A 12,734-nucleotide genomic window follows, 5' to 3' on the forward strand; every position below is an offset into this window, starting at 1 on the left:
GGTTCTTCTCCTTGGTCAGTTGGTTGGGGGCTGTCCCCCTGTGCGGAATCAGCTGTTGGAGCGATGGTCAACGCGGCGGGCCACCAGGTCGCACGCGCTCTGGATGACCTGTACGATGGCCACGAGGATGACCACCGCGGCGATCATGACGTCGGACTGGTAGCGGTAGTAGCCGTAGCGGATGGCGATGTCGCCCAGGCCGCCCGCCCCCACGGCGCCGGCGATGGCGGTGTAGCCGAGCACGGCGATGAGCACCACGGCCACGCCGCGCGTGAGCGACGGCAGGGCCTCGGGCAGAAGCGCCGAGAAGACCACACGCGGCACCGAGGCACCGCAGGCCTCCACGGCCTCGACGCTCTCGCGCGGGACCTCGGCGAGCGACTGCTCCACCATGCGCGCGATGAAGGGCGTGGCGGAGAGCACGAGCGGCGGGATGGTGCCCAGGATGCCCGAGCCCGTGCCCATGATGAGGCGCGTGAGCGGGATGACGGACACCATGAGCACGATGAACGGGAACGAGCGGCAGATGTTGACCGCCCAGCCGAGCACGGCGTTGAGCGCGCGCAGGGGGCGAAGCGACCCGGGCGCGGTGAGGTAGAGCACCACGCCGAGGGCGATGCCCAGCGCATAGGAGATGGCCGTGGGCACGAGCAGCATGACGAGCGTCTCGCCGGTGCCCCGGAGCAGCAGCTCGCCGTACTCGGCGAAAAAGTCGGAAAGGCTAGGCATCCCAATCAACCCTCTCGAGAAGGACCTTGGCGGCGTGCGACTTCGGGTCGGCGAAGACGCTCGCCACGCTCCCCCGCTCGACCACGCGCCCGTGCTCGAGCACCACGACGTTTCTGCAGATCTTCTCGACCACGCCCATGGAGTGCGTGATCACGATGACCGTGACGCCGGTCTCGCGGTTGATCTGGCGCAGGAGCTTGAGGACGGCGTTGGTGCTCGCCGGGTCGAGGGCGCTCGTGGCCTCGTCGCAGAGGATGTAGTCCGGGTCGCACGCAAGCGCGCGGGCGATGGCCACGCGCTGCTGCTGGCCACCGGAGAGCTGGCTCGGGTAGGAGTCCGCGCGGTCGCGCAGGCCCACGAGGTCCAGCAGCTCGAGCGCGCGGCGGCGGTTCTCGGCCGTGACGCGCCCCGCGGCCGCACGATACGGGAAGCACACGTTGGCGAGCACGGTCTTCTGGGCGAGAAGCCCGAAGTTCTGGAAGATCATCGCCACGCGGCGGCGGTACGCGCGCAGCGCCGCGCCCGAAAGGCCCGTGACGTCCTGCCCGTCCACGACGATCTGGCCGGAGTCCGGGCGCTCGAGCAGGTTGAGGCAGCGCACGAGCGTGGACTTGCCGGCCCCGCTCATGCCGATGACGCCCATGACGTCGCCGTCCGCGATGTCGATGGAGACGTCGTCCAGGGCATGCGGCGCATCCGGCGCGGCCCCGTAGGACTTGCAGAGGTTCTTGATGTGAATCATGCGAGAGGCTCCGCTCGATGAGTGGGATGGGTCTGGGCGGCCTCCCGCCGGAGGCAGCCCGCGAGGGCGCCCGGTCTCCTAGCGCCCGACCTCGCGGCATGGCGCGTCAGAGTGCCCGGGCTTGGGCATCTGCATGACCACCATGGCCATCATCGAAGTATGTGCGGCAGCAATGTTCATGCGGGCTACCTTATCAGCCCGAGGGCGGGGGCGAGAAAGACGTAACATTCTTGAAAAGTGTTACGAAAAGCGGGGACGCGCCCGCGCGCATCCCCGCCCCCTGCCTGTGCCCCGACCGGGGCCGCGCGCCTACTCGGCGGCAGGCGGCTCGGCGAGCACGGTCCCCTCCGGGAAGAGCGTGCGGAAGAGCCAGCGAGAGAGCGGGCCGGCCACGAGCAGGTTCCACGGCAGCGCGGCAATGAAGTTCCAGGGGATGTTGGCGAGCCACGTCATCGGCACGGCGGCGACGTCGCCCGTGTGCACGGCGGCCTCGAGCGCGCCATAGAGGGACATGAGGAGCACCATCGGGAACACCATGCACGTGCTGACGGCCAGCGTGATGGCGGTGCGGGAGCTCTTACCCGGCGTCACGAGGAAGCGGAACGCAAACCACTTGGCGGCGCGGCTCGCCACGAGGACGTCAAGCAGCATGGCCACCACGTAGGCCGGGGAAAGGCCCAGCCACGCCTGCGCCACCACGCTAGGGCCAAGCTGCCAGCCGTGGACGCGCAAGACGTTGTAGACGGACATCCAGAGCACCATGCAGAAGCACATGATGACGGTGAAGATGAGGCTCTCTCGCTTGTTGGTGGGCATGTGACACAGGGCCTTTCTCGACGGGACCCGCAGGCGCGGGCGGACACGAGGAGCTACCCTACCAAGTTTTTTGCCCTTCGTAAGCGGAGAGTCTGTGAACGCCGGGACGGCGAGGCTTGACATCCGACGCGCCCCTCCGGGACGTCACCTCACCGTGGCGCCAAACGGCAGCAGGGCGAGCTTTGCCATCTTGAAGAGCTGCAGGCCAAACGGGATGCCCACGACCGTGACGCAGAACGCGGCGCCCTCGGCAAGATAGCAGAGCGCCGACCACCAGCCACCGAGCAGCACCCAGACCACGTTGGCCACGAGCGACGGCGCGCCGCCCCCGTACTCGATCGTCTTGCCGAAGGGTGCGAGCGTGAGCGCCGCCATCTTGAACGCCTGGCGGCCGAGCGGGATGCCGACGATCGTGACGGAGCAGATCACGCCGGCAAGGAGAAACCCGAGCGCCGTGACCCAGCCTCCGGTGAGGATCCAGATGATGTTGAATACCACGCTGAGGCAGCCCATGTCGCTCCCGTCGACCGTCCTTCTCGATGCTCGAGTTCCTACCCGTCCAATCCGGATGATAATCCGACCCCTGAGTGCGATGGGGGCGGAAAGGCCGCCGTCGCGCCTCGCGGCGCGAAAAGTCAAGCGACCTTACAGAAGGATTGCCCGCGCGGGGCCAACCCTGACGCAGCCCGAGGAACCCTGACCCACGGAAGACCGGGACGAGAAGGGCGACTTACAGACGCGTTCAAGAATGAGGTGAGTTCTGTCATGGGACGCGACCAAAGGGGGACGCATGGAACAGGGCACGGAGCAGAAGACGACGGGCGGGGTCTCCCGCCGCGGCTTCCTCAGGCTGGTAATGACCGCGGGACTGGGCCTCGTGGCGGCGGGGGCGGCCCAGCCGGGAATCGCCTGGGCCGACGAGACGGGCCTCTCGCGCGAGGGCGTGCGGGCGCGCTTTCTCATTGGCTCGGACCTGCACATCCAGAGCGGGGTCGGCGGGAGCGAGGGCCGCGACGCAGACAAGAAGCTGCAGTTCGCCTTTGACACCATTTACCAAATCGATCCGCAGCTCGATGCGTTCTGCCTCGTTGGAGACGTCACCGACAACGGGTCGGACGCACAGTACGAGCACCTCATGGCCCTCATCAACGACGGCGGCGCGCACAACGTGGGCTACGCCGACGGCACGGGCCACACCAAGATGATCCTCTGCCAGGGCAACCACGAGACCTACGACTGGGGCGTCACGCTCGCGCGCTCCGTCTTCGAGGACCGAACCGGGCAGGCGGCAAACAAGGTCGTGGACGTCAACGGCGTGCGCGTCATCACGATGGGCCCCATGGGCGAAAGCGATGGCGACTACCGGCCCAACTACGACTGGTTCAAGCAGCAGCTCGAGGAGCAGGGCTGCGATGACGGCGTGCCGTTCCTCGTGCTGACCCACCACCAGATGAGCGGCTCCTCCTACACCTCGCCCGAGTGGCACGGCAACTTTGGCCAGGGCGAGGACAACGACTTCGCCGAGCTGATGGGCCGCTACCCCAACCTCGTCCAGGTCTCGGGCCACAGCCACGCCACCCTTGAGGACGAGCGCTCCATCAGCCAGGACCTCGGCTTCACCGCCATCCAGGACTCCACCATCGGCGCCTACTACGAGAACGAGACCGGCAAGGTCGACCCCGACTCCGGCAACGGCGCCTCCGTGCCGCCCCAGACCGCGCCCGCCTACACCGAGGGCAAGAGCGTCCAGGAGGCCTCGCAGGCCGTCCTTCTCGACTTCATGGAGGACGACACCGTGCGCACCTACCGCATCTCGCTCGTGCGCACCCGCACCGAGGGCGAGGGCGTCGTCTACCTGTACGAGCCGTGGGTCATCGACCCCAGCGACATGACCGCCTACACCACCGCGCGCGAGTCCACCGCCGCCCCCACCTGGCCCGCGGGCGCCGAGGTCACCGTCGACGAGGTCACCAACACCTCCGCCAAGGTGCACTTCCCCGCCGCCCAGCCCGGATCCGAGCGCGGCGATGACATGGTCCACGAGTACAAGCTCGTCGCCGAGGCCGAGGACGGCTCGACCGTCACCAAGCGCATCTTCGGCGACTACTTCCGCCCCGCCGCCTACGTCCGCAACTCCTGGGCCGTCGCCTTCAAGGGGCTCGTCGCCGACACCACCTACACCATGAGCGTCTACGCCCAGACCTCCTGGAACAAGGAGGCGGGCTCCGAGGGCTCCGGCACCTGGGCCGGCAGCACCGAGCCGGCGCCCAACTCCACCTCCCCGGCCATCGTCTCGGCAGCCTTCACCACCGGCTCCGCGCCCGTGACCCCGCGCGCGATCCTCGACATCGACTACCGCGAGGGCGTGACCGAGGACGCCATGGGCCACACGCCCAACCGCGAGCAGGGCATGGGGCTTGTGGAGGACGACGAGATCGGCTTCCAGGCGCTCGAGGCCAACGGCTCCACCGGCTGGGGCTATCGCCTCTCCGCCGCCGACTACGAGCAGTTCGTCGGCGCCTCCACGCACGAGTGCTACTTCAGGCTCGTCGACAACCAGGCCGACCAGTGCCTCTTCTCCAACCAGCAGTCGGCCGGCGCGGGCTTTGAGGTGGAGAACGGCAAGATCGAGTTCTGGTACAACAACGAGCAGGCCAGGCGCATCCTCGGCGCCCCCGTCAACACCGGCGAGTGGGTGCACGCCGTTGCCACCTATGACGGCGCGAACGTCACCCTCTACGTCAACGGCGAGCAGGCCGACCAGGCAAGCGCCGGCAGGATGAGCGTGCCGAGCCCCGACCGCTACTACGTCTGCTCCGACGTGAGCACCTCCAACATGCCGGAGATCTGCGCCAAGGCCGGCACCCGCGTCGCCTTCGCGCGCCTCTTCCCCTATGCCATGACGGCGGAGCAGGTCAAGACCGCCTACGCCGCGCGCCTGCTCCCACCCGCGCCGGAGAAGCTCCTCGACCTCGACTTTGCCGCCGTCGAGAGCGCGGACGGCATCGCCGACGCCGCCGGGCACGAGGCCGTCCACCCCGAGCTCTTCGAGGCGGCCGTCATCTCCTACGACGAGACCCTGGGCCAGAACGTCTTCGAGTGCGACGGAAAAAGCGCCTTCGGCTTTGCGTTTAGCGAGGACGACTACACCTACCTCGGCAACGAGCACGCCCTCGAGTGCGTCTTCATGGCGCATGACCTCGACGCCGACCAGTGCTTCATCTCCAACCAGCAGAGCTCCGGCGACGGCCTGGAGATCGCCGGCAACGGCGACACGCACGGCAAGATGGCCTTCTGGTTCAACTCCAACGGCTCCGGCACGCCCAAGCCGGCCGGCGCGGTGAGCGCCGACGTCTGGCACCACGCCCTCGGCGTCTATGCCTGCGGCAGGGTCCGCATGTACGTCGATGGCAGGCTCTGCGAGGAGCTCGACGCCAGAGGCGGCCTCAAGGTTCCGCCGGAGGGCTGCCGGAACTACTACGTCGGCGCCGACGTCTACAGCGACGGCGGGGCGCAGTTCTTTGCCCAGCCCGGCTCCAAGATCGCCCGCGCGGCCATCCTCTCCAAGGCTCCGTCCGAGGACGAGGTCAGGACGCTTGCCGCCGGCTTCCCCATCGACCCCAGCGCCGAGCCCGACACCGTCACGGTGAGCTTCGCGTGGGCGGGGAACGTCGCCCCCGCGGAGATCGCGCTTCCCGAGGGCATGACCGTGGAGAGGGGCTCTTCCGTGAGCCTTCCCGCCTCCCCCGCCAAGGGCGAGACCGTCAAGGGCGAGAAGGACGGCGTCGCCGGCACCTGGACCTTCGGCGGATGGGACCACGAGGACGGCTTCCTCGCGGAGGGCAACGTCATCGTGAGCGGCACCTGGGCCTTTGTCGCCGACGAGGTCATCCCAGCGGTCGACAAGACCGAGCTCCAGAACAAGGTGGACGAGGCCGCCTCGCTCAGCCAGGGCGACTACACCGCCAGCTCCTGGGCCGCCTTCGCCGCCGCCCTCTCGCAGGCCAACGCGGTTCTCGCCGACCAGGGCGCGAGCGAGAAGGACGTCTCCGACGCGCTCGCCGCACTCGACGCCGCCCGCAACGCGCTCGTGAGGAACTCTGGCACCGGCACCGGCTCTGGCACCGGCAGCGGCACCGGCTCTGGCGCGGGCGCCGGCTCAGACGGGGAATCCGACAACGAGCCGAGCTCCGGCTCTGCCGTCCCCGACACCGGCGACGCCACGTCGATGATCGGCTCCGTGGTGGGCGCGCTCGGCGGCCTCTCCCTCGGCGGCGCCGGCATCCTCTCGGGCATCAGCCGTCGCCATGCCAGCGACGACGTGATCATCTACGACGAGGACGACGCCGACCTCGTCGACTAGCGTGACGCAGGGGCGGGGCGACGGCCCCGCCCCCCCACGCATCACTCCCCAGATTCACCGAGACAGAGAATCCGGACAGAATCGACCTCCTAGGAGGCGATTTCTGTCCGGATTCTCTGTCTCGCTAGTGCTGGGGTACGGCGGGGACGAGGCAGCGACGGCTTTCCCGCCCCGCCTCGCTCGCTACTCCGTGCGCGTCTGGACGATCGAGCCCACGATGGTGAGCGCGATGGTGCCCACGAGAATGGGGGTCGCATAGGCCGCGGCGAAGTCCCCGCCAACGAAGGCCGTGAGGGAGTCGAAGGTCGCGAGCGCGTCGCCGGGCACCGCGCACGCGGCGAGCTGCCCGAAGGCCAGCACAGTGGCGAGCACGTTGGACACGAGGAAGGACGAGCCCGCCCAGGCGGTGCCGAAGCGCACGGCAGCATCGGCCCAGTGCACGGCCGCAAGACCGAGCAGGACGCCCGCCACGACCATGATGATGCCGAGGTAGTCGGTCGCCTCCTGGGGCAGCAGCATGGTGACGATGAAGCCGAGCGCCGCGCCGGCCAGCAGACCGACGATGAAGACGCCCGCCTTGTAGGCGTACTTGGAGAGCAGCGCGGCCACCACGCCGAGCACCGCGCCGATCGCGAGCGACACGGGCGAGGCGTCCGTGGAGCCCAGCGCCACGTTGAAGACGCCGATGAACACGAGCATGCCGAGCAGCACGTAGAAGAGCCTCTTGCCGAAGAAGCACGCCGCGGCGCCGGCGGCGATGTTGACGAGCAGATAGAGAATGACGAACTCCATGCGTTTCCCCTCCGCGAGAAGGACGGTCACGGGCGAAAAACAGAACTTCAAATTATAGCCGGCATAGAGAGGCGCCCCTCAACGCCCGCTTGACCCGCCCTCGTCAGGGAAGGTCTCGTCAAGCGGGCCGCCGACGCAACGCCCGGCGGCTACTCCGCGCGCTCGTCCGGAAGGTGCCTGGAGAGCGGCCCGCGCTTGGAGGCGTCTGCCGGCGCGAGGCCCAGCGCGTACAGGAACCCGAAGAACATGACCATGATCGGCGCCACCATCGTGACGTAGACGATCACGACCGTGGGGATCATGAGCGTCCCCGCGGTGTCCGGCGCAAGCGCAGGCACCCCGGCGAGCAGCACGAACGCGAGGGCGAGCAGCGCCAGCACGAGGCAGACCGTCCGGGCGACGCCCCCCATCCTGATGCGCTTGAACCACACGAGCAGAAGGCCGATGAGCACGCCAATCGCATAGAGCAGCAGCGGCGAGGCGAGCACGACCCCCAGCTGCACGAGCACGGAGTCACCGATAGCAGCGGAGACGACCTCGAAGTCGGTCATGTGATACCACGCGAGAAACGCTATGCCCAGCGCCGCCACGATGACCCAGGCGACAAAGTTACCAATGAACGTAGACTTCTTCACGACGTCCTCCCTCGACGCGCGTCGGGCTATGCTGTCCCCACGGCGCAACGACAGCGTGCAACGTGAGCATTATACCCGCGGCGCATGAGACCGGTCGTCAAGCTGCGGCACGAGCCATCTCAGGTCGACCAGCGCTGAGCGCGCGGCTCGCTAGACCAGGGAGCAGGCCTGGCTGCGCCGCAGAGCCTCCCTTGGCGATCCATCCTCGTTGTAGAACTGCGGCAGATAGTCCCTGTGCGCCTCGCAGAGCTCATCAAAGACCTCGTTGGCAACCGCGTCGGAGTCGCAGAGCTTGTTGGCGACCAGGGCCGCCACGGCAACGTCCTTGCTTCCGGTCACTGCGGCCTCGGCGACCATGCGCTCGAAGCTCTTGATCATCTGAATCGTGCCATTGATGGCCGGAGAGAGCTCTCCCACTGCGATGGGTTTGGGACCGTCACCGGTGATGACGCACGCGCACTCCACGGCGCTCTCGTAGGGCAGGCTCGTGACGGCACCCCTGTTCTGGACGTCGACGTACTGGATGTCGCCGCGGTCGTTCACGATGGAGTCGATCACGGAGCAGGCCGCGTCGGAGTAGTGGGCGCCGCCGCGCTCCTCGAGCTGCCTGGGCTTGACGTGCAGCTCGGCGTCCTTGTAGAGCTCGAAGAGCTCGGCTTCGACCTGCTTTACCACCTCGGCGCGCACGCCATGGGCCTGATAGTCCTTCTCGAGCTGCTCGAGCTCCTCGCGCGTGGAGAAGTAGTAGTTGAGGTAGCTCACCGGAATGGCGCGTAGGCCGCGGATGAGGCGCTTGGACCATGGGATAGCCATGATGTTCTTCATGGTGCCCAGCTCCTCAACCGGCAGCTCGCAGTAGCGCTCGAGCACCTCCTCGAAGTGGCTCCTCCCGTCGATGAAGACGTCGGTCACGAAGAAGTGGTGGTTGAGGCCGGAGAGCTCCATGCGCACGCGACCGGGGTCGACGTCCATCCACCTGGCGATGCCGAAGCGCATGGATATCGGGCAGTTGCACAGGCCGATAATCCTTCTCCAGCTGGTGTAGCGCAGCACCGCCTCGGTCACGATGCCCACCGGGTTGGTGAAGTTGACGAGCCAGGCGTCGGGGCAGAGCTCCTCCATGTCGCGGATGATGTCGAAGATCACCGGGATGGTGCGCAGGGCCTTGAACATGCCCGCAGCGCCGTTGGTCTCCTGGCCGATGAGGCCGTGCTTGAGGGCGATGCGCTCGTCCTTGATGCGCGCGTCGAGCTGTCCCACCCTGAACTGCGTGGTCACGAAGTCTGCGCCGACAAGCGCCTCGCGACGGTCAAGCGTGAGGTGGACCTCCATGGGCAGGCCCGCCGCCTCGACCATGCGCTGGGCGAGCCCTCCCACAATCTCGAGCTTCTCGCGCCCCTCCTCCACGTCGACGAGCCACAGCTCGCGCACCGGGCAGGAGTCGTAGCGCTTGATGAAGCCCTCGACGAGCTCGGGAGTGTAGCTCGAGCCTCCTCCGATGGTGGCGATCTTGATCGGGCGGCTTCCCTGTGCGCTCTCGTTCTTCTTGGCCATGCCTGGCTCCCTTCTGTCTGAAACGCTCCCCTTCTCAAAAGGGCGCTACCGTCTCCGGCAGCGCCCTTCAAAACACGATGTGCATGCGATTGTGCGTCTGTGGCGCAACCTAGCTAGGTGTCCAGCGCCAAGACGTTGTTTACATCCAAGTGGTGACAAATAGGGATGGCTCCCGCATGCTGTGAGTTGTCTAGGCTTGCAGCGAAGGGGGCCCTCCCATGTCCCAACATCCTAACGCAAGGCTCACCCCGAGGGGCCGTGAGACGCTCGTCTCCCGCATAGAGGCCGGCGCCGGCGTCGCCGAGGCCGCCCGCCAGATGGGCGTGAGCCGCCAGACCGCCAGCAAGTGGCTCGCCAGGGCCCGGCGGGGCGAGCCGATGTCCGACCGGCCGAGCAGGCCGCGCAGGCTCGCCAGGCTCACGCCGCCCGAGACCGAGGCCCGCGTCCGCGATGCGCGCTCGTCCATGCTGCTCGCGCCCCTCGCGCTCGCGGCCTCCACGGGCGTGCCGGCCCGCACCTGCGCCAGGATCGTGGCGCGCTCGGGGCTGCCGAGGCTCGCCGACGTCGACCGCGTCACCGGGGAGGTCCGGCGCCGCGGGCCCGTCACCCCGGTCCGCCACGGGCGGGAGCGCCCGGGCGAGCTCGTCCACGTCGACGTGAAGAAGGTGGCGAGGATACCGGACGGCGGTGGGTGGAGGGCGCGGGGCGCCTCCGTCCTCGCGCGCCCCGACTCCGGGGCGGGATACGCCTGCCCGCGCGTCGCCGTCGACGACCTCTCCCGCGTGGCCTACGCCGGGCTCCTCCCCGACGAGCGCAAGGGCACGTGCTCGGCGTTCATGGCCCGGTGCCTGGCCTTCTTCGCCGGGCTCGGCGCAGCGGTCGAGCGCGTCATGACCGACAACGGCCCCGGCTACCGGAGCCTCGAGTTCAACGCCCTGCTCGCCGCCGAGGGCGTACGCCACATATACACCAGGCCATACGGCCCGTGGCAGAACGGCAAGGTAGAGCGCATGAACCGCACGCTGGCGCAGGAGTGGCAGTACGGGAGGGCGTGGGAGAGCGAGGCGGGCAGGGCCGAGGCCCTGCCCGCCTTCATCGAGCACTACAATTGGGGACGTCCGCACAGCGCGTGCGGGGGTCAGCCGCCAATGTCGCGCGTCGCCGGCGTAAACAACCTATTGGCACACAACAGCTAGCCGAGAAGGGCGGCACGTCGTCGAGGATCTTCGGAGCGTTCATGCGCCCGTAGTCGACCATCGGGATGACGGTGACAGGGCAGCAGCCGGCGGCGGCCTTCTCGAAGTCACCCTTGGCATAGCCAATCTGGGGCCCAAGGAGGATAACGTTGGCCTCGCCGATGTGATCCATGGCCTCGTTCATGGGACGGGCCACGATGGTCACGTCCATGCCGCGGTCGGCAGCCTCCTTCTGCATCTTCTGCACGAGCAGGCTCGTGGACATTCCGGCGTTGCAGCACAGCATGATGTTCATGGTTCTTCTCGCTTTCTGCCGCGTCTTGCGGCTCCGTTGCCCCCGCGTCTCCCGGAGGCTGGGCCCGCCCGCAGGCGGGCCCAGAACGTTCCTTCAGCTACAAGCTATCCTCAGCGGGCCCTCTTCGGGACAACCTATCTCAATCGGTCGGCAGCTTGCCGACCAGCCGCTTCCGGGCCCTACTCCTGTCCCTCGGCAAGCTCGGACTGCTTGGCCGCCGAGCGCTCGGAGATTCGCATGAACGGCAGGTAGATAGCCATGCCGATGACGATTTGGAGCACCTGCCACACGGCAGCTCGCCAGTCGAAGCCGGTGGAGAGCAGCGCGGAGATGATCGGCGGGGTCGTCCAGGGCGCCTGCGCGATGCACGGGGAGATCCAGCCGGCGCAGGTGAGTCCGTAGGTAATGCCGATGAACAGGTCGGGGATGATCACGAACGGAATCATGAGCGGGAGGTTGAACACGATGGGGTACCCGTAGATGACCGGCTCGTTGATGTTGAAGAGGCCCGGCAGGACGGACATCTTGGACACGGTCTTGGTCGTCTTGGACTTGGAGAACAGGAGCGTGTCAAGCAGCAGGCAGAGGGTGCAGCCCGAGCCGCCGATGAGGGCAAAGCTGTTGATGATCTGCATGTTCATGTAGTGGTCGGGCTGGATGGCGCCGCCGGAGGCGTAGGTGGCCATGTTGTCCACGATGAGCATGGTGAGGATGGGCTCCACGGTGGCGCCGGAGATGGTGGACTGGTGAATGCCCACGCAGAACAGCAGGTTGGCCAGCGTGTAGATGAGGATGACGGCCCACGGGCCAGCGTTCATGATGCTCTTCAGAGGCTCGGCGATGAACGTGGAGATGATGGTCAGCAGGTCGGTGCCAGCGAACACGGCGAGCAGGGCGGCCACGACACCAAAGACCGACAGCGTGAGGAGCATCGGGATCATGACGTTGAACGAGTTGCCCACCGCCGGGGGCACGCCCTCGCCGAGGTTGACCTTGAGCTTGTCGACGCCGGAGATCTTGATGAAGAGCGTCACGGCGAGAAGGCCGATGATGATGGCGCCGAAGAGGCCGTTGGTGCCCGTGTTGCTGGTCGCGAGCACGCCCGTCACCTCTGCCTCGGTGAGCTCCTCGGTCAGAAGCGGCGAGGTGGCGGCCAGCGATGCCGTGATGGTCTGCGGCATCATGATGACGAAGGCGGAGATGCCCACGACCACGCATGCCAGAGCGTTGTCAAAGCGATTGTTGCGGGCGAGGCTGTAGCCGATGAGGCCCGCGAGGATCAGAGCCGAGACGTTGAGCGTTCCGAGCGTCAGGGCGTTGCCCCACGTCTGCACGTCGGCAAGAAGCTCGGGATTGGGGAAGAAGCCCGTCTCTCCCCAGAGGTAGCCAAAGAGCACGTTGTTCACGAGAACGGCGATGCCCGCCAGGATGTAGAGCGGCGTGATGGTGGCAAACGCATCGCGCAGCGACCTCAGGTGGACCTGGTTGCCCACCTTTGCAGACACCTCGGCGAACTTGTCGAGGAATGCCTGCCCCTTTCCAGATGCCATGGTTTCTCCAATCTGTCAGACGTTGCGTCTTATCTCCCAGCCGGGCGCGACCTGCCTGCCTC

At 67.4% G+C, this 12,734-nt stretch carries 11 protein-coding genes; 2 read left to right on the plus strand and 9 right to left on the minus strand.

Annotated features, from left to right (window positions below; all coding sequences use genetic code 11):
* Positions 1–48: 48 nt before the first annotated feature.
* From H6A23_RS03255 to H6A23_RS03270, 4 genes are all read right to left on the minus strand, one after another.
* Positions 49–729 carry a methionine ABC transporter permease gene (locus tag H6A23_RS03255; RefSeq protein ID WP_204830763.1) on the minus strand — a complete coding sequence of 227 codons (681 nt, stop codon included), beginning with the start codon at positions 727–729 and terminating at the stop codon, positions 49–51.
* Complete coding sequence (locus tag H6A23_RS03260) at positions 722–1,471, minus strand: methionine ABC transporter ATP-binding protein (protein ID WP_204830764.1); 750 nt, start codon at positions 1,469–1,471, stop codon at positions 722–724. The genes H6A23_RS03255 and H6A23_RS03260 overlap by 8 nt, the downstream gene beginning before the upstream one ends.
* A gap of 309 nt (positions 1,472–1,780) precedes the next feature.
* Positions 1,781–2,287 carry a DUF2798 domain-containing protein gene (locus H6A23_RS03265; RefSeq protein ID WP_204830765.1) on the minus strand — a complete coding sequence of 169 codons (507 nt, stop codon included), beginning with the start codon at positions 2,285–2,287 and terminating at the stop codon, positions 1,781–1,783.
* A 144-nt stretch (positions 2,288–2,431) separates the two neighbouring features.
* The gene (locus H6A23_RS03270) at positions 2,432–2,800 is read right to left on the minus strand and encodes a YccF domain-containing protein (RefSeq protein WP_204830766.1); all 369 of its coding nucleotides are present in this window, start codon (positions 2,798–2,800) and stop codon (positions 2,432–2,434) included.
* A 277-nt stretch (positions 2,801–3,077) separates the two neighbouring features.
* Between H6A23_RS03270 and H6A23_RS03275 the strand changes: the two genes are divergently transcribed.
* Positions 3,078–6,650: a LamG-like jellyroll fold domain-containing protein gene (locus tag H6A23_RS03275; RefSeq protein WP_204830767.1), complete on the plus strand. Its 3,573-nt coding sequence runs from the start codon at positions 3,078–3,080 to the stop codon at positions 6,648–6,650.
* Between the two features lie 183 nt (positions 6,651–6,833).
* Here the strand turns inward: H6A23_RS03275 and H6A23_RS03280 are convergent, their stop codons facing one another.
* From H6A23_RS03280 to H6A23_RS03290, 3 genes are all read right to left on the minus strand, one after another.
* Positions 6,834–7,442, minus strand: a complete 609-nt coding sequence (locus H6A23_RS03280) for a hypothetical protein (protein WP_204830768.1) — start codon at positions 7,440–7,442, stop codon at positions 6,834–6,836.
* A gap of 149 nt (positions 7,443–7,591) precedes the next feature.
* Positions 7,592–8,077 carry a hypothetical protein gene (locus tag H6A23_RS03285; protein ID WP_204830769.1) on the minus strand — a complete coding sequence of 162 codons (486 nt, stop codon included), beginning with the start codon at positions 8,075–8,077 and terminating at the stop codon, positions 7,592–7,594.
* A 150-nt stretch (positions 8,078–8,227) separates the two neighbouring features.
* The gene (locus H6A23_RS03290) at positions 8,228–9,631 is read right to left on the minus strand and encodes a 6-phospho-beta-glucosidase (protein ID WP_204830770.1); all 1,404 of its coding nucleotides are present in this window, start codon (positions 9,629–9,631) and stop codon (positions 8,228–8,230) included.
* Positions 9,632–9,849: 218 nt separating this feature from the next.
* On the opposite strand from H6A23_RS03290, the gene H6A23_RS03295 reads away from it, so the two are divergent.
* Positions 9,850–10,827, plus strand: coding sequence for an IS481 family transposase (locus H6A23_RS03295; RefSeq protein WP_204830771.1), 978 nt, complete (start codon positions 9,850–9,852; stop codon positions 10,825–10,827).
* On the opposite strand, the gene H6A23_RS03300 is transcribed toward H6A23_RS03295, so the two are convergent.
* Together H6A23_RS03300 and H6A23_RS03305 are read right to left on the minus strand one after the other, a co-directional pair.
* Positions 10,724–11,122 (minus strand): PTS sugar transporter subunit IIB, encoded by a 399-nt coding sequence (locus H6A23_RS03300; protein ID WP_204830772.1) that lies wholly within the window; start codon positions 11,120–11,122, stop codon positions 10,724–10,726. The genes H6A23_RS03295 and H6A23_RS03300 overlap by 104 nt on opposite strands.
* Before the next feature lie 179 nt (positions 11,123–11,301).
* Positions 11,302–12,672, minus strand: coding sequence for a PTS sugar transporter subunit IIC (locus H6A23_RS03305; RefSeq protein WP_204830773.1), 1,371 nt, complete (start codon positions 12,670–12,672; stop codon positions 11,302–11,304).
* Positions 12,673–12,734: the final 62 nt, after the last annotated feature.

The organism is Olsenella uli (assembly GCF_016900775.1).
Taxonomy (GTDB): Bacteria; Actinomycetota; Coriobacteriia; order Coriobacteriales; family Atopobiaceae; genus Thermophilibacter; species Thermophilibacter uli_A.

Bases quoted from the DNA above. Each gene is read 5' to 3' on its own strand.
- H6A23_RS03305 (WP_204830773.1), bottom strand. From the start codon at position 12,672: ATGGCATCTGGAAAGGGGCAGGCATTCCTCGACAAGTTCGCCGAGGTG.
- H6A23_RS03270 (WP_204830766.1), bottom strand. From the start codon at position 2,800: ATGGGCTGCCTCAGCGTGGTATTCAACATCATCTGGATCCTCACCGGA.
- H6A23_RS03275 (WP_204830767.1), top strand. From the start codon at position 3,078: ATGGAACAGGGCACGGAGCAGAAGACGACGGGCGGGGTCTCCCGCCGC.
- H6A23_RS03280 (WP_204830768.1), bottom strand. From the start codon at position 7,442: ATGGAGTTCGTCATTCTCTATCTGCTCGTCAACATCGCCGCCGGCGCC.
- H6A23_RS03295 (WP_204830771.1), top strand. From the start codon at position 9,850: ATGTCCCAACATCCTAACGCAAGGCTCACCCCGAGGGGCCGTGAGACG.
- H6A23_RS03260 (WP_204830764.1), bottom strand. From the start codon at position 1,471: ATGATTCACATCAAGAACCTCTGCAAGTCCTACGGGGCCGCGCCGGAT.
- H6A23_RS03290 (WP_204830770.1), bottom strand. From the start codon at position 9,631: ATGGCCAAGAAGAACGAGAGCGCACAGGGAAGCCGCCCGATCAAGATC.
- H6A23_RS03265 (WP_204830765.1), bottom strand. From the start codon at position 2,287: ATGCCCACCAACAAGCGAGAGAGCCTCATCTTCACCGTCATCATGTGC.
- H6A23_RS03255 (WP_204830763.1), bottom strand. From the start codon at position 729: ATGCCTAGCCTTTCCGACTTTTTCGCCGAGTACGGCGAGCTGCTGCTC.
- H6A23_RS03300 (WP_204830772.1), bottom strand. From the start codon at position 11,122: ATGAACATCATGCTGTGCTGCAACGCCGGAATGTCCACGAGCCTGCTC.